The 18,003-nt window shown below is 46.7% G+C and carries 21 protein-coding genes; all 21 read left to right on the top strand.

Annotated elements, in window-relative coordinates; genetic code table 11:
* The first annotated feature begins 72 nt into the window (after nt 1–72).
* The 21 genes from BMZ56_RS08540 to nuoL all read left to right on the top strand — a co-directional run bounded on the left by BMZ56_RS08540 (nt 73) and on the right by nuoL (nt 17,984).
* Nucleotides 73–960, top strand: coding sequence for a diacylglycerol/lipid kinase family protein (locus BMZ56_RS08540; protein ID WP_090626138.1), 888 nt, complete (start codon nt 73–75; stop codon nt 958–960).
* A 115-nt stretch (nt 961–1,075) separates the two neighbouring features.
* Complete coding sequence (locus tag BMZ56_RS08535) at nt 1,076–1,417, top strand: translation initiation factor (protein WP_090626137.1); 342 nt, start codon at nt 1,076–1,078, stop codon at nt 1,415–1,417.
* A 399-nt stretch (nt 1,418–1,816) separates the two neighbouring features.
* The gene (locus tag BMZ56_RS08530; protein ID WP_090626136.1) at nt 1,817–2,647 is read left to right on the top strand and encodes a MotA/TolQ/ExbB proton channel family protein; all 831 of its coding nucleotides are present in this window, start codon (nt 1,817–1,819) and stop codon (nt 2,645–2,647) included.
* A 71-nt stretch (nt 2,648–2,718) separates the two neighbouring features.
* Entirely contained in the window at nt 2,719–3,348 is a 630-nt protein-coding gene (locus BMZ56_RS08525; protein WP_090626135.1) for an ExbD/TolR family protein, read from the top strand.
* A 33-nt stretch (nt 3,349–3,381) separates the two neighbouring features.
* Nucleotides 3,382–3,894: an ExbD/TolR family protein gene (locus BMZ56_RS08520; RefSeq protein ID WP_090626134.1), complete on the top strand. Its 513-nt coding sequence runs from the start codon at nt 3,382–3,384 to the stop codon at nt 3,892–3,894.
* 25 nt (nt 3,895–3,919) lie between these two features.
* Nucleotides 3,920–4,753, top strand: a complete 834-nt coding sequence (locus BMZ56_RS08515; RefSeq protein ID WP_090626133.1) for an energy transducer TonB — start codon at nt 3,920–3,922, stop codon at nt 4,751–4,753.
* 8 nt (nt 4,754–4,761) lie between these two features.
* Complete coding sequence (locus tag BMZ56_RS08510) at nt 4,762–4,995, top strand: hypothetical protein (RefSeq protein ID WP_245893140.1); 234 nt, start codon at nt 4,762–4,764, stop codon at nt 4,993–4,995.
* A gap of 51 nt (nt 4,996–5,046) precedes the next feature.
* Nucleotides 5,047–5,958 (top strand): PstS family phosphate ABC transporter substrate-binding protein, encoded by a 912-nt coding sequence (locus BMZ56_RS08505; RefSeq protein WP_143072876.1) that lies wholly within the window; start codon nt 5,047–5,049, stop codon nt 5,956–5,958.
* 29 nt (nt 5,959–5,987) lie between these two features.
* On the top strand, nt 5,988–7,721 hold the full coding sequence (locus BMZ56_RS08500) for a tetratricopeptide repeat protein (protein WP_177195092.1): 1,734 nt from the start codon (nt 5,988–5,990) through the stop codon (nt 7,719–7,721).
* Nucleotides 7,722–7,811: 90 nt separating this feature from the next.
* Complete coding sequence (locus BMZ56_RS08495) at nt 7,812–8,189, top strand: NADH-quinone oxidoreductase subunit A (protein ID WP_090626271.1); 378 nt, start codon at nt 7,812–7,814, stop codon at nt 8,187–8,189.
* Between the two features lie 119 nt (nt 8,190–8,308).
* Nucleotides 8,309–8,860 (top strand): NADH-quinone oxidoreductase subunit B, encoded by a 552-nt coding sequence (locus BMZ56_RS08490; protein ID WP_090626130.1) that lies wholly within the window; start codon nt 8,309–8,311, stop codon nt 8,858–8,860.
* The gene (locus tag BMZ56_RS08485) at nt 8,853–9,356 is read left to right on the top strand and encodes an NADH-quinone oxidoreductase subunit C (protein WP_090626129.1); all 504 of its coding nucleotides are present in this window, start codon (nt 8,853–8,855) and stop codon (nt 9,354–9,356) included. The genes BMZ56_RS08490 and BMZ56_RS08485 overlap by 8 nt, the downstream gene beginning before the upstream one ends.
* Nucleotides 9,357–9,367: 11 nt before the next feature.
* A complete protein-coding gene (locus BMZ56_RS08480) occupies nt 9,368–10,603 on the top strand; it encodes an NADH-quinone oxidoreductase subunit D (RefSeq protein ID WP_177195091.1) in 1,236 nt (411 codons plus the stop codon).
* Nucleotides 10,596–11,123, top strand: a complete 528-nt coding sequence (locus BMZ56_RS08475; protein ID WP_090626128.1) for an NADH-quinone oxidoreductase subunit NuoE family protein — start codon at nt 10,596–10,598, stop codon at nt 11,121–11,123. The genes BMZ56_RS08480 and BMZ56_RS08475 overlap by 8 nt, the downstream gene beginning before the upstream one ends.
* A gap of 26 nt (nt 11,124–11,149) precedes the next feature.
* A complete protein-coding gene (gene nuoF / locus BMZ56_RS08470; RefSeq protein WP_090626127.1) occupies nt 11,150–12,502 on the top strand; it encodes an NADH-quinone oxidoreductase subunit NuoF in 1,353 nt (450 codons plus the stop codon).
* Nucleotides 12,503–12,580: 78 nt separating this feature from the next.
* Nucleotides 12,581–13,594, top strand: a complete 1,014-nt coding sequence (locus BMZ56_RS08465; RefSeq protein ID WP_090626269.1) for an NADH-quinone oxidoreductase subunit G — start codon at nt 12,581–12,583, stop codon at nt 13,592–13,594.
* A gap of 14 nt (nt 13,595–13,608) precedes the next feature.
* A complete protein-coding gene (nuoH, locus tag BMZ56_RS08460) occupies nt 13,609–14,646 on the top strand; it encodes an NADH-quinone oxidoreductase subunit NuoH (RefSeq protein WP_090626126.1) in 1,038 nt (345 codons plus the stop codon).
* 21 nt (nt 14,647–14,667) lie between these two features.
* A complete protein-coding gene (locus BMZ56_RS08455) occupies nt 14,668–15,189 on the top strand; it encodes a NuoI/complex I 23 kDa subunit family protein (RefSeq protein WP_090626125.1) in 522 nt (173 codons plus the stop codon).
* Entirely contained in the window at nt 15,189–15,686 is a 498-nt protein-coding gene (locus BMZ56_RS08450) for an NADH-quinone oxidoreductase subunit J family protein (protein ID WP_090626124.1), read from the top strand. The genes BMZ56_RS08455 and BMZ56_RS08450 overlap by 1 nt, the downstream gene beginning before the upstream one ends.
* Nucleotides 15,687–16,016 carry an NADH-quinone oxidoreductase subunit NuoK gene (gene nuoK / locus BMZ56_RS08445; RefSeq protein WP_090626123.1) on the top strand — a complete coding sequence of 110 codons (330 nt, stop codon included), beginning with the start codon at nt 15,687–15,689 and terminating at the stop codon, nt 16,014–16,016.
* A 48-nt stretch (nt 16,017–16,064) separates the two neighbouring features.
* A complete protein-coding gene (gene nuoL, locus BMZ56_RS08440; RefSeq protein WP_090626122.1) occupies nt 16,065–17,984 on the top strand; it encodes an NADH-quinone oxidoreductase subunit L in 1,920 nt (639 codons plus the stop codon).
* Nucleotides 17,985–18,003 lie beyond the last annotated feature (19 nt).

The raw sequence follows: 18,003 nt of genomic DNA, 5'->3' as shown, positions 1-18,003 counted from the left end.
TATATAAAATATCACAGCAGAAAGCAGTTTATATGGATAATGCTATACATTTGCAAGGATAAACAGGTTCCTATGAAGGGCGTTGGGAAGAAGAAACGTGTTTTATTTGTCGTCAATCCGATATCGGGTGGCAAAAAGAAGAAGGGGTTTGAAAGGCGGGCCCGCGAGGGGCTCGATGCAGATTTGTACGATGCGCAATTTACGTATAGCGAATATGCAGGCCATGCAAATCAATTGGGAAAGGAAGCTGTAAAGGACGGTTTTGATCTCGTGGTGGCCGTGGGGGGGGACGGAACCATCAACGAAATTGCGTCGGCATTAAATGGGACAAAGACGGCCTTGGGAATTATCCCCGAAGGGTCTGGCAATGGGCTGGCTTTGTATCTTGGAATCCCGCTTAACGAGCGTGCGGCAGTGCGGCGGCTGAACCGGTTTGAAACCATTACCATCGATAGCGGGACAATCAACGGGCTGGCTTTTTTCAATATGGCAGGCATCGGCTTTGACGCGTCGGTAAGTGACCGGTTTGCCAATGACAACATTCGTGGTCCGATCGGCTATCTAAAAGCTGTGTTAAGTGAAATCAGTACCTATAAGCCGAAACGTTACGTGTTGGATATCGATGGGAAGATTTTTGAACGGGAGGCATTTATGATCAGTGTGGCCAATTCGCCGCAATACGGAAACAATGCGTACGTCGCTCCGCAGGCTTCCGTGACAGATGGGGCACTGGATGTTTGCATTATCCATAAATTTCCTTTATACACCATTCCGATGATGTTGTTTCATTTATTCAACAAAACAGCCGATCAATCGGAATATGTAGAGATTGTACCGGGTAAAAAGATTCGTATCGAAAGAGATACCGCAGACGCAGTGCACGTGGATGGGGAACCCAAAGAAATGGGCGCGACATTAGATATTACCGTAAACCCCGATACGCTACGCATACTCTGCTGAAGGGATTATCCGCAAACGAAAAACAATTTATTGATAAAAGCACCGTTTAGTAAAGGATATGACCTTCCCTGTCAATGCGGGTTGCATAAGGCGTTTAAAGAATAAGTTATTTTGAATGAAGAAAAAACAGCGATACAGTGGCATCGTATATTCGACGGATGAGACCTTCGCTTATCAGGAGGCAAACAGTGACGAAACGGAGACGTTGCCTAATCATAAGCAACAGCTGCGGGTGATGTTGGACAAAAAGATGCGTGGAGGTAAAACAGTGACATTGGTAACGGGTTTTGTGGGCACCGTGGATGATCTGGACGCCCTCGGAAAAAAGCTAAAGCAAAAATGTGGGGTAGGAGGTAGTACAAAAGATGGAGAAATTATCATCCAAGGAGATTTTAAGCAACGTATTCTGCAATTGCTTAGCGATGAAGGATATCGGGTTAAACTTGCCGGCGGATAGAAAAGGATCGTGTTTTTTGATTAAATTGTTGACAACTAGTTGTTTAATAGAGGTTAAGACGGCGGTTAGCAGAATCAATAAATGTAAAATTGTCATTTATGCGTTGCTAAAACCTATTTATTTTGAATGTTTAATTTGCAATTACAAAAAAAAATAGTTTTCATTGTGCAGAAATTGCTTTGTGATTACAATAGCATTGAATATTAGGGTGTGCTGATGCTGCTGCTGCGCATTCCTTAAACTTAAGAAGTTACTAAACAATTATTGACGGGGGACATTTTGTTTTTACTTTAAAATACTATATTTGCTTTAGCCATTTTTGTGGCTGGCAACGGATTAAATTGTACAAATTACTTAAAAATCATAATTAACAACATTAAAATCTAAAAATTCAAAAAGATGGCAAACGCACCAAAAACAAGCACAATTAAAACGGAGAAGAGCAACTCAACATCCAATGTTTTTGCAAGTCTGGCAATTATTATCTGTTTCGTTATCGGAGCATTGGTTTGGAGATATATCATGGGTGACCCGAATAATTTCGTGGATGGAAACCCTGAAAATCGTCCAGTGGAAGGCAACTACTTAGGGATGGTATACCACGCAGGGTATGTGGTTCCTGTGTTGTTGGGATTGTTCTTGATGGTATGGGTTTTTGCAGTTGAGCGCTTTATCGTAATCGGTCGGGCTTCCGGAAAAGGTAACGTAGGCAATTTCGTGCGGAAAATCCAGTCTCTTATTGGCGGAGGCAACATTGATTCAGCCATCTCAGAATGTGACAAACAGCAAGGTTCGGTAGCGAACGTGATCAAAGCTGGTTTGTTGAAATACAAAGATGTATCTGCAAATCCCAGCCTCGATACGGAGCAAGCAACGGTTGCTATCCAGAAGGAAATTGAAGAAGCTACTGCATTGGAAATGCCCATGCTTGAGAAGAACCTTACCATTATGGCTACGCTGGTATCCATCGGTACATTGACCGGTCTGTTGGGTACAGTAACAGGGATGATCAAAGCGTTCTCGGCACTGGCTACTGGTGGCACCCCCGATTCAGCACAATTGGCAAACGGTATTTCGGAAGCATTGATTAACACGGCAACGGGTATTGCTACTTCTGCCATCGCTGTTGTATTTTACAACATCTTTACTTCAAAGATCGACACGTTGACCTACTCAATCGATGAGGCAGGGTTTTCCATCGTCCAAACGTATGCAGCTTCGCATAAATAAAAATTAATTCCGGCGATTTATGGAAAGCCGGTGGATGATGCATCTATAAGTAAAGATAAAAAGAAACACATATGCCAAGGGTTAAAGTAAAGAGAGCCAGTACGACAATAGACATGACGGCCATGTGCGATGTGTCTTTTCTACTGCTCACATTTTTTATATTGACGGCTACGGCCCGGCAACCCGAGCCGTTGCAGGTAGATACACCCGCGTCGGTTACGCAGGTTAAAGTACCTGACGACGATTTGGGACTGATTACGGTTGGCGACGGGGGGAAAATTTTCTTCGGCGTGGTGAATCGCAATGCGCGGACTAGGATGCTGGAGCTTATGTCGGAAAAGTACTCGATTCCGTTCACACCGGAAGAAAAGGCTCAATTTTCGACAATCGAGACGTTCGGCGTGCCAATGGGTAACTTAAAGCAACTGATTAACATGGGGCCGAACGACCGGGTGAAGCCGGGACTTCAACCTGGGATTCCTACCGATTCTACCGATGCGCTAAGCAACGAACTGTTTCATTGGATTTACTCAGCGCGTGTGGCAACCAAAGAGCTGAAAAATACTGAGATGAGGGTTTCGATTAAAGGGGATGCGGATGAGAAATACCCGGAAATCAAAAAAGTAATCGATGTATTGCAAAGCCAAAAGGTGAATAAGTTCAGCTTGATTACCAGTCTCCGTGCGGGAGAAGAATTGTAAGGCAATACGGTTTAACAGTAAAGAAAATAAGAAATGGCAGAATTAAATACCGGCGGTAAGCAGCAGCCGAGAGTGGACTTGACAGCCATGGTAGACTTGGCCTTCCTCTTGATCACCTTTTTCATGCTTACAACGTCGATCAACAAGCCCAATGCCATGGATGTGGCGATGCCGGATAAGAATGAAGAGGATCCGGAGGACCGACTGGAGGTGGCTGATACCCGGACGTTGACGCTGTTGCTCGGCAGCAACAACAAGATTGAGTGGTATCATGGCGATTATAGCAATCCCATTGAAGGGCCCGAAATCGTCGACTACGGTAAAGAGGGCATTCGGCCCATCTTAATGAAAAAGATGGAGCAGGTAAAGCAACAGACCGGGAAAGACTTAATCATAGTGTTACGCCCCAGTGAAAAATCTACGCATCGCAATTTGGTAGACATATTGGATGAAATGAATATCATTAAGGCGCCAATCTATATGATCGGTACGATCAGCGATCCGGAAATTGAAGTATTGCAACGGGATAACCTGTATAATGATTGATGAATAACCACAGAATACGATAGCTATGATAGGTTCAAAATTGGATATTTTTAAGAAAGAATGGCTCGATGTGGTGTTTGACGGTCGTAACAAGGCTTACGGGGCATACCAGCTCCGTAAGTTGTCACCCAAAGCTACCAATATCGGGTTGTTTTCGGCGTCCATTGCGTTTGTACTGCTTCTGTTATCACCTGCAATAGCGAGGTGGATGGGAATAGACTTAGGTAGTAGCGAGCCGACAGAACAAATTATTGAAACTGAGGTGGTGCTTTCCGAACCACCACCCGTGAATGAAGAGGAGCCACCTCCGCCCCCACCGGTCGAGCCACCTCCGCCTCGGGTAGACCAGGTGCGTATGCCTGAACCGAAAGTGGTACCGGCGGAACAGGTACAGGATGAGGAACCTCCTACGGTTGAACAGCTTAAGCTGGCGGATCCGGGATCAAAAACCATAGAAGGGGATCCGAATGCGGAAATCCGGATAGATTTGCCGGTTGGTGAAGGTGAGGTGGATGCTGAAGTAACCGAATCCTCAAGTGATCAGATCTTCCAATCGGTGGAGGTGCAGCCTCAACCTCCTGGTGGCATGAAGTCGTTCATGGAATGGATTGCCAAAAATTACGATTATCCGCAAGCGGCCATTGAAGCCGGTGTGAATGGGCAGGTGCAGGTGTCTTTCGTTGTGGAACGGGATGGCAGCCTAACGGACATTAAGGTGGTTAGGGACCTGAAATACGGTACGGGAGAGGCAGCAGCAAAGCTGTTGTCCAAAGCAGCGAAGTGGAGCCCTGGTGTGCAGAACGGCCGCCCGGTGCGGGTAGCGTATACATTGCCTATACGACTTAACCTTCAACAATAAGGCGAGGCTTGGCATTGAAACAGCATCAACAAAAAGCAAATGGCAGACAGAAATCGCCCACCAAGCGGTTTCTGTCTGTTTTGGGACTCTTCATGTTCGGCGTTTATTTCGCTTTGGGATTGGCAATTATTTTTTGGAAGGATTTTCCGCTTCAGTTGGATAAAACCCTGCGGACATTATTTGGCGTATTACTCGTTGTTTATTCTTTCTTTCGGTTTGTGCGGCTTTGGCAAAACCGGTAGAATGTGAGTGGGTTTGATTTTTTGTAAAAAATTGGTTATTTTTTCATAACCGTGAAAAAATTAGTATTATTACAGCTCGTTTTTGTTGGAATGACTGCTTTTTGGTCTTGTGATAATACACAGCCAAAGCGGGCTCAAACGATTGTGAGCGGAAAAGTGAAGGTGATAACGGACGAAACGCTGCTCCCGGTTATGGAAGAACAGGTGGCGGTATTTGAGCATTTATACGATCGCACAGAAGTGGATATGACGAGTGCTCAGGAAAACCAGATCATCAACAAACTCTTGAATGGGGAAGTGGAAGTGGCTGTGTTGACGAGACAACTGACAGCGCGGGAAAATGAGTTCTTTAAAAAGCGTAAATTCACACCTCGCGTGTATCGGTTTGCAATCGATGCGGTAGCTGTGGTTGTAAATAAGCAGGTTTCAGATTCGGTGATCACGCTGGATCATCTAGTTAAAATCATGCGCGGCGAGGAAACGGGAGCGGCTTTGAATAGATTGGTGTTTGATAACCCCAATTCGAGCACAGTAAGATTTTTGAAAGAAATAGCGGGTGTGGATTCTTTGCCCCCTAGTGGTGTGTATGCATTGAAGTCAAATCTCGATGTGTTGAAATATGTGTATGAAACACCTCAATCCGTGGGCGTGGTTGGCGTTAGCTGGATTGTGAGACCTGACAATGAAACGAAGAAGTATGTGGAAGGAATTAAGGTCCTGGCCATAAAGGGTCGCGATGGTGAACCGGCAGGTAGCGGTTATTACAAGCCTTCACAATCTAATTTGGCAGACAGTTTATATGCACTGGCCCGGCCGGTTTACATTATCAACGCGGAACCGCGCAAAAGTTTAGGCATGGGGTTTGCCGCCCACCTGACCGGTGAATCCGGTCAGCGGGTGATTCTGAAAGCTGGCTTATTGCCGGATAGTATACCACCAAGAGAGTTGATTATTAGAGAGTAAATAAAAAGTTAAAACTAAATAAGATGAACATGATGAAGAAAGCAATGATATGGGGTATATCCCTTGCTTTTGTGGTTACAGGGGTGCGTGCGCAGAGTTTGGACGATGCAAAGAAGGCGATTGATGCGGAGCAGTTTGCCCAAGCTAGAACAATGCTGGAGACGCTTGTGAAGAACAAGCCGAAGGACGGAGAAAACTATTTTTATTTAGGGCTTGTATACTTACATAATGAGCATTTGGATTCGGCCTTGACCGTTTTTGACCAAGGGATTGCAGCCGATCCGAAAAACAACCTGAATACAGTCGGAAAAGGTATTGTGGATCTCTATAAAGAGGACGCCAACGCTGCGGCCACCAAGTTTGCTGCGGCGACCGAGAAGCTTAAGCGCAGGGATTACCTGGAATTATACCACATCGGACGTGCTTATATCGATGCTCCTGAGCCGAATTACCAAAAGGCAGTGGAATACCTGGATCAAGCGAAGGCGAAGAACGCCGAAGACCCCTTGATTCCTTTGGCGTTGGGCGATGCTTATATGGGATTGGGGAATGCAAGTAAAGCCTATGTAGGATATCGGGATGCAGCCAATCTGGATAATACGCTTACCCGCGCCCGTGTGCAAATGCAGGTAATTACCCGGGGATCGCACGCTTGGCAAGAAGCAATTGATGGATTGAAGCAGATTGCGGCTGACGTGCCGGATTATGCACCGACTTACCGTGAATTGGCAGAAACCTATCACGCTTGGGCGAATACCGCCACCACCATTGACGATTACAATGCCCGGAATAAAGAAGCGGTCGAGTTTTATAAGCAGTATATGGATAAGACCGACTATACGGTAGATTCTCGCATCCGTTATGCCGACTTCCTGGTATACGTAAAAGATTATACCGAATTGCAGGTGCAGGCAGCGGAATTGGCGCAGTTAGAAGATGTAAATCCGAAGATCTTGCGTTACCTTGGATATTCAGCCTATGAGAATAAGCAGTATCAGGAAAGTAAGGATGCGTTGGATAAACTGTTTACCCGTATGGAAGCCGAGCGTATCATTCCACGGGATTATTTACACCTGGGGTTGGCTGATATAAAGCTCGCCACGCAAAATAACCCGACGGATGCTACGTTATTCGATACGGGTATTGAACAATTGAAGAAAGCAGTTGCTGCTGACTCGTCCATAGCGGATGACTTGAACGATGTGGGTAAGGAGTTATTTACTGCCAAGAAATTTTTAGACGCTTCCAAAGTGTTTGAAATAGCAGCTTATACACCCACTTCACGGAATTTCATTTACGATAACTTCTATTTGGGATACTCCGCGTATTATGCCGTTGCAACAAAACCCGTAGCCCAACGCGGAGAAGCTGAAACTGCCTTGTTGCATAAAGCCGATACAGCCTTTGGGGTGGTTATTGAGAAGGCCCCTACCACACAGGATGCTTACCTGTTCCGTGCGAATGTCAACAATTTGCTGGATGATACCGAAAATCCAAAAGGATTGGCAGAACCTTATTTCTTGAAGTATATTGAAATGGTAAAAGAAGGCGGGGATGCTGAAATCCAAAAGAATAAGAGCAAGCTTGTCGATGCGTATAGTACCATTGCGGTGGTTAGTGTGAAGCGGGGCGATTATCAAAAAGGTAGGGATTTGATTGGTGAAATCCTTAAGCTTGATCCGGAAAATGCATGGGCTAAGCAAACGTTGCAGTATTTGGAACAAGAGTCTGCAGCATCTACGGGTGCAGCAACCGGGCAGTAGCATAGCATTTATTTTTATAGATTCAGTAAAGCGCTAATTTTAAAATTAGCGCTTTTTTTTTTAGTTTTGACGCGTCTTACGATTATGTATATGGAATCAGAAGTATTGAGTACACCAGCGGATTATTTGCCGATTCTTATTCAATTTGGCGTAGCTACTTTGTTTTCTGTGGGTGTGATTTTACTGACTCATTTTATTGGGCCAAAAGTGAAAACGGCTACCAAGTTGGGGTCATTCGAATCTGGGGTTGAAGTCGTCGGGAATGCCAGGCAACCCTTTTCCATTAAGTACTTTATTGTTGCCATATTGTTTGTGATCTTTGACATTGAGGTCATCTTTATGTATCCTTGGGCCGTCAACTTTCGGGAATTCGGGTTGTCTGGACTGATCGAAATGTTTGTGTTTATGGCGCTGCTGCTTCTGGGCTTTATCTATGTCATCAAAAAGCGGGTGTTGGAGTGGGATTAAGTTTGTTAGAACGTTTCTAAATAATATAAATAGCCGGATTAGAGGGCAATATATTGTAAATTTGTACCCATCGGTCTATAACTGATGGGTTTTTGTTTTAGATAGGTAAGGGGTTAGTAATGAGTGATATAAAATTGGCGGAAGCTCCCCCGGGGATTCAAGGGTCTGGTTTTTTCGCAACATCGTTGGATAAGGCTATTGGCCTGGCAAGGGCCAATTCGCTTTGGCCGTTGCCATTTGCGACTTCATGTTGCGGTATTGAATTTATGGCTACGATGGCTGCTACGTACGATGCGGGTCGATTCGGGATGGAGCGTAACAGTTTTTCGCCGCGGCAAGCTGATATGCTCATGGTGATGGGTACCATTGCCAAGAAGATGGGGCCCGTGCTACGGCAGGTCTATTCGCAAATGGCGGAACCTCGCTGGGTAATCGCTGTAGGGGCGTGTGCATCCAGTGGGGGAATATTTGATACGTATTCCGTATTGCAGGGCATAGATGAGATCATTCCCGTAGATGTATACGTGCCGGGATGTCCTCCAAGGCCGGAAGCCATCCTTGATGGAGTGATGCGACTGCAGGAAATTGTAAAAGACGAACCATTAAACAGGAGGCAAACGCCAGAATATAAGGCGTTGCTGGAGAAATACGGATTCAATACCAATGGCTAAGCTGAGTAACGAAAGCATCATCGCACGCCTTAACTCCCGGTTTGAAGGGCGATTCAATCAATTGGACGAGTCCTATGGTTTGCTGACCCTGGAAGTGGGCAAAGGGGATATTTTAGACGTTCTCGAGTTTTTGAAGTCGGACGGAGAGTTGCAGTTTGGATATCTCACCGATATCACCGCAGTTCATTATCCGGATCTTCCAAAGGAATTTGCCGTAGTTTATCACCTGCACAGTTTGGTGAACAGCATACGGATCCGGATCAAGGTCTTTTTGGAAGGCAGTTATCCGGCGATTCCAACGGCTACTGTGCTTTGGAATGGCGCAAACTGGATGGAACGGGAGACGTATGATTTCTTCGGAATCCAGTTCGTTGGACATCCCGATCTGCGTAGAATATTGAATGTAGACGATATGGAGGTATTCCCCATGCGTAAAGAGTATCCCCTGGAAGATCCCAATCGCGTGGATAAAAAGGATTATTTCTTCGGAAGGTAAGCGGTATCAGTATGAGTGATTCAATCAGTAAGATTACGAACAATAAGCCGATTTTTGTAGACAATGATCCACAGGACGAATTGTTTACGCTCAATCTGGGGCCGACTCACCCGGCTACACACGGTGTGTTCCAAAATGTGCTGCAGGTGGACGGCGAGCGCATCATCAGTGGCGTGTCTACCATCGGATATATTCACCGCGCTTTTGAGAAGATAGCGGAACACCGTGCCTATTACCAAATTACCACACTGACCGACCGGCTCAACTATTGTTCGTCGCCCATTAATAACATGGGATGGCACATGACGGTAGAAAAGCTCCTGGAGATTGAACTTCCGAAACGGGTGCAGTATATGCGGGTGATCATCATGGAGTTATCCCGTATAGCCGACCATATTATCTGTAACGGTATTTTGGGGGTAGATACCGGCACATTTGCCGGTTTCATCCCGATGATGGTGAAGCGGGAATTTATTTACGAGATTTTTGAGGAGATTTGCGGTGCGCGCCTGACGACAAATATTGGCCGTATTGGAGGGTTTGAAAGGGATTTCAATGAGACGGCATTTTCGAAAATCAAGCAATTTGCAAAGGAATTTCCAGCAGTACTGAAGGAATTTGAAGCATTGCTTGAGCGGAACCGGATTTTTATAGAACGGACTGCCGGTGTGGCGGCCGTTGATCCTGAAACAGCCCTGAGCTATAGCTGGAGCGGCCCCATCCTCCGGGCTACGGGAATCGACTATGATGTGAGGGCCAACGAGCCGTATTCATCTTACGAGGAATTTGATTTTGAAGTACCCGTTGGAACCAACGGCGATGTATACGATCGCTTTTTAGTACGTAACAGTGAGATGTGGCAGAGTCTGCGGATCATTGACCAAGCCTTAGCAAAGATTGAAAAGGAACCAGAAGGCATATTTCATGCGGATGTCCCAGACTTCTACCTGCCACCGAAAGAGGAGGTGTATAACAATATGGAAGCATTGATTTACCATTTCAAGATTGTCATGGGAGAAATAGACGCTCCGAAAAAGGAATTATATCATTGTGTGGAAGGGGCCAACGGAGAGTTGGGCTTCTACCTGATCAGTGACGGAGGTAGGTCGCCTTATCGTTTGCATTTCCGTAGGCCTTCATTTATCAACTATCAAATGTATGCGCCTATGAGCAGCGGGATGCTGCTGTCGGATGCCATTATCAACATGAGTAGTTTAAATGTTATAGCAGGAGAACTGGATGCTTAGTGTGAAACATAACGAACCGGTGGAGTTCGCGGAAGACCTGCTCGGCAAATTTGCCGAGATTGTAGCACGTTATCCGGAAGGACGGCAAAAATCAGCCTTGTTACCGGTGTTGCACGAGGTGCAGGCAGTATATGGTTGGCTAAGTGTACCGGCAATGGATCGCGTGGCTGCTTATCTCGGGATTGAACCTATCGAGGTATATGAAGTAGCCACATTTTATACCATGTTTTTCCTGCGGCCGCAGGGGAAGTATGCATTGGAAGTATGCCGTACGGGGCCTTGTTGTTTGGTGGGAGCCGAGCGGATCATGAAGCATCTCGAAAGCCGACTGGGTGTGAAGGAAGGCGAGGTGACGCCTGACGGGCTGTTCAGCTGGCGGGGTGTGGAATGTCTGGCAGCCTGTGGCTACGGCCCGGTTCTACAGATCGGTCCGGAGTATACGTTTTACGAAAACCTTACCGAGGAAAGCGTAGACAAATTAATTGATGAACTAAAAGAAAAAGCAGTAGCTATTGGCTGATAGCCGATAGCTGATAGCGAATTGTTATGGCTCGTAAGTTACTGTTGACACATATCGACGTCCCGGGAATTCAGGCGTTTGATGTATACCGTCAGAAAGGGGGGTACCGGGCTGTGGAGAAAGCCTTGAAGACGCTTACCCCGGATGAGGTGGTGGATGAAGTGAAGAAATCTGGACTTAGGGGGCGCGGCGGGGCTGGTTTCCCCACGGGGATGAAGTGGAGCTTCTTGGCCAAGCCTGAGGGCGTACCGCGTTACCTGGTATGCAATGCCGATGAGTCAGAACCGGGAACGTTTAAAGACCGCTACCTAATGACACACATTCCCCATGCGTTGATCGAAGGAATGATTGTGGCCAGCTATGCGCTGGGTGCAAATACTTCGTATATCTACGTGCGTGGAGAAATGATGCCCCAAGTGCGTATTCTCGAAAGAGCAATTGCGGAAGCGAGGCAGGCGGGATTTCTCGGTAAGAACATATTAGGTGTGGGCTATGACCTGGAGCTGTATGTGCAACCCGGCGGTGGGGCCTATATCTGTGGCGAAGAGACGGCGTTGTTGGAATCGTTGGAAGGCAAGCGGGGCAATCCGCGGATAAAACCTCCGTTCCCCGCCGTGTCTGGACTTTACAATTGCCCAACGGTGGTTAATAACGTTGAGTCGATAGCAGCCACCGTACCCATCATCAACGATGGAGGCGAGGAATATGCCAAGATCGGCATCGAACGCAGCACAGGAACGAAGCTCATTTCTGCGGGCGGTAATTTGAATAACCCCGGCGTATATGAAATTGAGCTGGGATTGCCCGTTGAAGAATTTATTTATTCGGATGAATATTGCGGTGGCATTGCAAACGGTAAGCGATTAAAGGCGGTTGTGGCGGGAGGATCTTCGGTTCCCATTCTGCCTGCGAATCTGATTCTGAAAACGTTGAAAGGCGAATCGCGTTTAATGACGTATGAATCGTTGGCTGACGGCGGATTTCAAAGCGGCACGATGTTAGGATCGGGCGGGTTTATTGCCTTTGACGAAGATCAATGCATCGTACGCAATACATGGAATTTCACCCGCTTTTACCACCACGAAAGCTGTGGGCAGTGCTCTCCCTGCCGCGAGGGCACAGGTTGGATGGAAAAAGTGTTACATAAAATTGAACATGGGCATGGCTCGTTCAGCGACATCGATTTGCTGGTAGATGTGTCCAAGAAAATTGAAGGAAACACCATTTGCCCGCTTGGTGATGCGGCCGCATGGCCGGTAGCCAGTGCGATCCGCCATTTCAGGGATGAGTTTGAGTGGCATATCACCAACGGCCAAGAGGCACAGGCACGTAATTTCGGATTAGCTCATTATGCGGATCCGCTGGAACCGGTGGTGTGAGAATTAGGTAAGACGGGATTAGAAGGAGGAAGTTAACAGGGCTGAATGCCGATGGCTGACGGCCGAGAGCAAATAAAGATGGCGGAAGACGTAAAATTTAAGGTAAGCATCGATGGTATTCCGGTGGAAGTGTCACCGGGAACGACGATATTGAATGCCGCGCGTCAGATCGGCGGCGATATCGTGCCTCCTGCAATGTGCTATTATTCCAAGCTGCAAGGCAGTGGAGGAAAATGCCGGACATGCCTCGTGAAAGTAAGCAAAGGATCGGAAAAAGACCCACGCCCTATGCCCAAACTGGTGGCCTCATGCCGCACGACGGTTATGGACGGAATGGAAGTACAGAACATTACTTCGCCCGAGGTCATGGAGGCACGTAAAGGGGTGGTGGAGATGTTACTCATCAACCACCCGTTGGATTGTCCGATTTGTGATCAGGCGGGCGAATGCCACTTACAGGATTTGAGTTACCAGCATGGTTTAGCCAGTACGCGTTACGAGTTTGAGCGAAGAACTTTTGACAAGATCGATATTGGAGATAAGGTCCAGTTGCACATGACCCGTTGCATACTCTGCTATCGGTGCGTATTTGTGGCCGATCAGCTTACCCCGCAACGTGTGCATGGGATACTTGGCCGCGGTGATGCAGCCGAAATATCAACCTATATCGAAAATGCAATTGATAACGAATTTTCAGGTAATGTAATTGATGTTTGTCCGGTAGGTGCATTGACCGATAAGACCTTCCGCTTTAAAAATCGGGTGTGGTTTACCAAACCGGTGGAAGCACATCGCGACTGCCCGACATGCAGCGGTAAGGTGACGCTGTGGTATAAAGGTGAAGAAGTACTACGGGTAACGGCCCGAAAGGATGAGTATGGGGAGGTTGAGGCGTTTATTTGCAATACGTGCCGCTTTGACAAGAAAGCTACTTCGGATTGGACCATCGAAGGTCCACGTGACGTGAAACCTACCTCGGTCATTTCATTAAATCACTACGATGAACTGGCGCCGCCTCCGGTAGTGAAGAAGAGCCTCTCGTTGCAGGAAGCAAATAAGGATCAGTTTGAACGTGCTAAGGAACTGCTTTAACGATTTTAAAAGCGATGGAATCAGCGTTATTGTTAGAAAAAACGATTTTGGTGGTAGTGGTGTTTGCTATTACCCTGTTTATTGCCATGTACTCCACATTAGTGGAGCGTAAGGTGGCAGGTTTTATGCAAGCCCGGTTCGGTCCGGATCGTGCAGGACCCTTTGGTTTGCTGCAACCCTTGGCCGATGGGGGTAAATTTTTCTTCAAGGAAGAGATTATTCCAGCCGGAGCACACAAGGCTTTGTTTATTGCTGGACCGACGATTGCCATGTTTACGGCTTGTATCAGCAGTGCGGTGATACCATGGGGACAGGAATTGACCATCGGTGAGAAGGTGTTTACGTTGCAGGTTGCCGATATAAATGTTGGGGTGCTTTACATATTTGGGGTCGTTGCGCTGGGTGTATATGGCATCATGATCGGTGGCTGGGCCTCCAATAACAAATATGCATTGATGGGGGCTGTGCGTGCTGCTTCGCAAAGTATCAGCTACGAAATTGGTATGGGACTTTCGCTGATAGCCTTGCTGATGATAACCGGCACACTTTCGTTGAAGGAGATCGTTGCACAGCAGGAAGGCTTTGTTAACTGGAATATCTGGGTACAACCGCTGGGCTTCCTGATTTTTCTCGTGTGTGCGTTTGCTGAATGTAACCGGGTGCCCTTTGACTTAGCAGAATGCGAAACGGAGCTGATAGGTGGTTACAATGTGGAATACTCTTCCATGAAACTGGCCTTTTATATGTTTGCCGAATATATCAATATGTTTGTGTCATCATCGTTGATGGCGGCTTTATACTTCGGCGGGTATAATTTTCCGTTTATGTATGATCTGGGGTTGTCTCAGAATTGGATTACCATTATCGGCGTGTTAGTGTTTTTTGCGAAGATACTTGCATTCATCTTTTTCTTCATGTGGATCCGATGGACTGTACCCCGTTTTCGTTATGACCAATTGATGCGGTTGGGATGGAAGATTTTAATACCTTTGGCGGTGGCTAATATCGTATTGACGGGTATTGCGACCATCGTGAAAGACACCTATTTTTAATTTGGATTCGGGAGAGAGACTATGCAATCATTAAGTAATCGGAAGAAAGTGCTAGAACAGAAGCCCATGAATTTTTGGGAACGGATGTACTTGCCCGCGATTGTCCGTGGGCTTGGCATCACGATTAAGTATTTTTTCCAGCCGAAAGCTACTTATAAGTATCCCGAAGTGCAACGACCCTATTCGAAAAACTTCCGTGGCCAGCATTCGCTTAAACGAGATGAGGAAGGGCGCGAACGGTGTACCGCATGTGGATTATGTGCACTTTCATGCCCTGCGGAGGCCATTACGATGATCTCTGCCGAGCGGCAGAAAGGGGAAGAGAACCTTTATCGGGAAGAGAAATACGCTGCGGTGTACGAAATCAATATGCTGCGGTGTATCTTTTGCGGACTTTGTGAAGAGGCTTGCCCTAAAGAGGCTATTTTCCTTGATGGATCGCATGTGCCACCTGAACAGTTACGTAAGGATTTTATCTATGGCAAAGACAAATTGGTGGAACCCCGGTTTGACTATAAAAAGGAGCAAAAAACGATAGCCTGATGAGTGTTTTTTATTTTGTAGCCTTTCTGTCGATTTTTTTTGCATTGATGACCATCTTTGCCAAAAGCCCAGTTCACAGTGTATTATATTTGGTTATTACCTTTTTCACCTTTACTGTACATTATATTTTGCTGAATGCCCAGTTTCTCGCCATCGTCAACTTCATTGTATACATGGGAGCCATCATGGTGCTTTTCCTTTTCGTGCTCATGCTGCTTAACCTGAACAAGGATACAGAACCACTTAAATCCAATTTGGTTAAGGTGATGGGTGTGATTGCCGGTTTGTGCTTGTTGGTGACATTGGCGGGCTCCTTCCGGGTGCTGGAGGTGACCGGTCCGGATGCTGTGGGAAATACGGAAATAGGCTTAGTAGGCAATCTAGGGAAAGTGCTGTTTAGCGAATTTTTACTCCCATTTGAAATTTCTTCAATTTTGTTATTGACCGCTATGGTAGGGGCGGTGTTACTGGCCAAAAACGATCCAAAAAACGCATAAATGGAGACTATCGTACAAGAGATACAGGGTGTTCCGCTAAATCACTATATCCTGTTTTGCAGCCTAATTTTTACCATTGGAGTTATTGGCGTACTTATTCGCCGCAATGTCATCATCATCATGATGTCTATCGAATTAATGCTAAATTCGGTGAATTTGCTGTTGACGGCCTTTTCCGCACACAGCGGAGATGCCTCGGGACAGGTATTCGTGTTTTTCATTATGGCATTGGCCGCAGCTGAAGTGGCGGTCGGTTTGGCGATTATTGTGATGGTTTATCGCAATACACGATCGGTCGATATCAACGCATTGAATCGGCTGCGGGGATAATGATGACGAATTTGTTGTTGAATTTGAAGATTTGAACTATTAAATAGCATGATAGATTTAGTATGGTTGATCCCATTGCTGCCGTTGGTCGGATTTTTGGTCAATGGACTCGGTAGGAATGTATTGCCAAAGTCATTGGTTAGTTTCATCGGGTGTGGGGTGGTATTGATTGCTTTCCTGCTGAGTTGCGGTGTGTTTTCTACCGTTTACGCGGCCAGACAAGCGGGAGAGGTCGCTGCGTTCACACAGCCGGTTTTTGACTGGATCAGTGCCGGTAACCTACAGGTTTCACTTTCTTTTTTGGTGGATCCGCTGAGTGCCGTCATGCTGCTTATTGTCACAGGCATCGGTTTCCTCATTCACGTATATTCCATCGGATACATGCAGCAAGATGCTGGGTTTGCAAAGTTTTTCGCTTACCTAAACTTGTTCATATTCTTTATGTTGCTGTTGGTGCTGGGGTCAAATTACATTGTGATGTTCATCGGTTGGGAAGGTGTGGGACTTTGTTCATACCTGTTGATCGGCTTTTGGTTCAAAAATTCTTCCTATGCCTCCGCTGCCAAGAAAGCTTTTGTGATGAACCGTATCGGTGATCTGGGATTCCTCATCGCGGTGTTTCTGATATTTGCTACGTTTGGTACCTTTGAATTTACGGGCGTATTTCCGCAGGCAGCTAAGATGGTCACGGGTGACACCACCTTGTTGTTGATTACGTTATTGCTCTTCGTCGCGGCAACGGGTAAATCGGCTCAGATTCCGTTGTTTACCTGGTTGCCGGATGCGATGGCGGGTCCCACACCGGTATCAGCGTTAATCCACGCCGCAACCATGGTGACGGCGGGTATTTACATGATTGCACGCTCTAATATCCTCTTTACGTTGTCACCGATTACACTGCAAGTGGTGGCAGCCATCGGCATCTGCACAGCTTTATTGGCCGCGGCTATCGCCGTCACCCAGAATGACATCAAGAAGGTATTGGCTTATTCCACGGTTTCGCAATTGGGTTATATGTTTTTGGGATTGGGGGTCGGGGCATTTACCGGTGCGTTTTTCCATGTAATTACCCATGCATTTTTTAAGGCATTGTTGTTTTTAGGGGCCGGTTCGGTTATCCACGCGATGAGCGACGAGCAGGATATGCGGAGTATGGGTGGATTGAAAAAACACTTGCCGGTGACCTACTTGACTATGCTGATCGGAACAATTGCTATTGCCGGTATCCCACCGCTTTCAGGCTTTTTCTCTAAAGACGAAATCCTGGCTCATGCGTTTGCTCATAGCAAACTGTTATGGATACTCGGGTTCATCGGAGCGCTGTTTACAGCCTTTTATATGTTCCGTATGTTATTTCTCACTTTCTTCGGCCGATTCCGAGGTACATCGGAACAAGAAAAACACCTGCATGAATCACCTGCTACGATGACGGTTCCGTTGATCGTATTGGCCGTGTTGGCTGCAATAGGCGGCTTACTCAATGTACCGTCGGCATTGGGGGGGGGGCATGCGCTGGCTAACTTCCTTGCTCCGGTATTTGCGGATTCGGTTGCTAAAACCGGGGAATTTCATTTGGAGCACAGCACCGAATATGTCTTGATGGGGATATCTGCATTGGCGGCCGTGGTCATGGCTGTGGTCGCGTATCGGTTATATGTGTCAAAGGCAGTGGTACCCGATCCCGACGAGGTGCCCCGCGGTTGGTTAGCCAAGCTTTCTTATCGCAAGTTTTATGTGGATGAGTTATATGATGCCTTGGTAGTACGGCCGTTGAATGCGCTATCCGTATTCTTCTACCGTACGGTGGATAAGGGAGGGATTGATGGTATCGTTGATGGCATAGGGAAGGCTGCGGGTGAGTCGAGCAAAGGAATCCGTTTGCTGCAGAGTGGGAACGTGGGTTTCTATATTTTTATGATGGTCATTGGGGTAATCGCGCTCTTGGCCTACGGTATTTTTAACGGTTAATCGAGACGAAGTTATATCG

The organism is Parapedobacter indicus (genome assembly GCF_900113765.1).
Classification (GTDB): Bacteria; Bacteroidota; Bacteroidia; order Sphingobacteriales; family Sphingobacteriaceae; genus Parapedobacter; species Parapedobacter indicus.
Note: the sequence above shows the minus strand (reverse complement) of the source record. Positions and strands in the feature narration are given on the sequence as shown.

Excerpts from the sequence above, each read along its gene's own strand:
- BMZ56_RS08540 (WP_090626138.1), top strand. The coding sequence starts at position 73 with ATGAAGGGCGTTGGGAAGAAGAAACGTGTTTTATTTGTCGTCAATCCG.
- BMZ56_RS08535 (WP_090626137.1), top strand. The coding sequence starts at position 1,076 with ATGAAGAAAAAACAGCGATACAGTGGCATCGTATATTCGACGGATGAG.
- BMZ56_RS08530 (WP_090626136.1), top strand. The coding sequence starts at position 1,817 with ATGGCAAACGCACCAAAAACAAGCACAATTAAAACGGAGAAGAGCAAC.
- BMZ56_RS08525 (WP_090626135.1), top strand. The coding sequence starts at position 2,719 with ATGCCAAGGGTTAAAGTAAAGAGAGCCAGTACGACAATAGACATGACG.
- BMZ56_RS08520 (WP_090626134.1), top strand. The coding sequence starts at position 3,382 with ATGGCAGAATTAAATACCGGCGGTAAGCAGCAGCCGAGAGTGGACTTG.
- BMZ56_RS08515 (WP_090626133.1), top strand. The coding sequence starts at position 3,920 with ATGATAGGTTCAAAATTGGATATTTTTAAGAAAGAATGGCTCGATGTG.
- BMZ56_RS08500 (WP_177195092.1), top strand. The coding sequence starts at position 5,988 with ATGATGAAGAAAGCAATGATATGGGGTATATCCCTTGCTTTTGTGGTT.
- BMZ56_RS08495 (WP_090626271.1), top strand. The coding sequence starts at position 7,812 with ATGGAATCAGAAGTATTGAGTACACCAGCGGATTATTTGCCGATTCTT.
- BMZ56_RS08490 (WP_090626130.1), top strand. The coding sequence starts at position 8,309 with ATGAGTGATATAAAATTGGCGGAAGCTCCCCCGGGGATTCAAGGGTCT.
- BMZ56_RS08485 (WP_090626129.1), top strand. The coding sequence starts at position 8,853 with ATGGCTAAGCTGAGTAACGAAAGCATCATCGCACGCCTTAACTCCCGG.
- BMZ56_RS08480 (WP_177195091.1), top strand. The coding sequence starts at position 9,368 with ATGAGTGATTCAATCAGTAAGATTACGAACAATAAGCCGATTTTTGTA.
- BMZ56_RS08475 (WP_090626128.1), top strand. The coding sequence starts at position 10,596 with ATGCTTAGTGTGAAACATAACGAACCGGTGGAGTTCGCGGAAGACCTG.
- nuoF (WP_090626127.1), top strand. The coding sequence starts at position 11,150 with ATGGCTCGTAAGTTACTGTTGACACATATCGACGTCCCGGGAATTCAG.
- BMZ56_RS08465 (WP_090626269.1), top strand. The coding sequence starts at position 12,581 with ATGGCGGAAGACGTAAAATTTAAGGTAAGCATCGATGGTATTCCGGTG.
- nuoH (WP_090626126.1), top strand. The coding sequence starts at position 13,609 with ATGGAATCAGCGTTATTGTTAGAAAAAACGATTTTGGTGGTAGTGGTG.
- BMZ56_RS08455 (WP_090626125.1), top strand. The coding sequence starts at position 14,668 with ATGCAATCATTAAGTAATCGGAAGAAAGTGCTAGAACAGAAGCCCATG.
- BMZ56_RS08450 (WP_090626124.1), top strand. The coding sequence starts at position 15,189 with ATGAGTGTTTTTTATTTTGTAGCCTTTCTGTCGATTTTTTTTGCATTG.
- nuoK (WP_090626123.1), top strand. The coding sequence starts at position 15,687 with ATGGAGACTATCGTACAAGAGATACAGGGTGTTCCGCTAAATCACTAT.
- nuoL (WP_090626122.1), top strand. The coding sequence starts at position 16,065 with ATGATAGATTTAGTATGGTTGATCCCATTGCTGCCGTTGGTCGGATTT.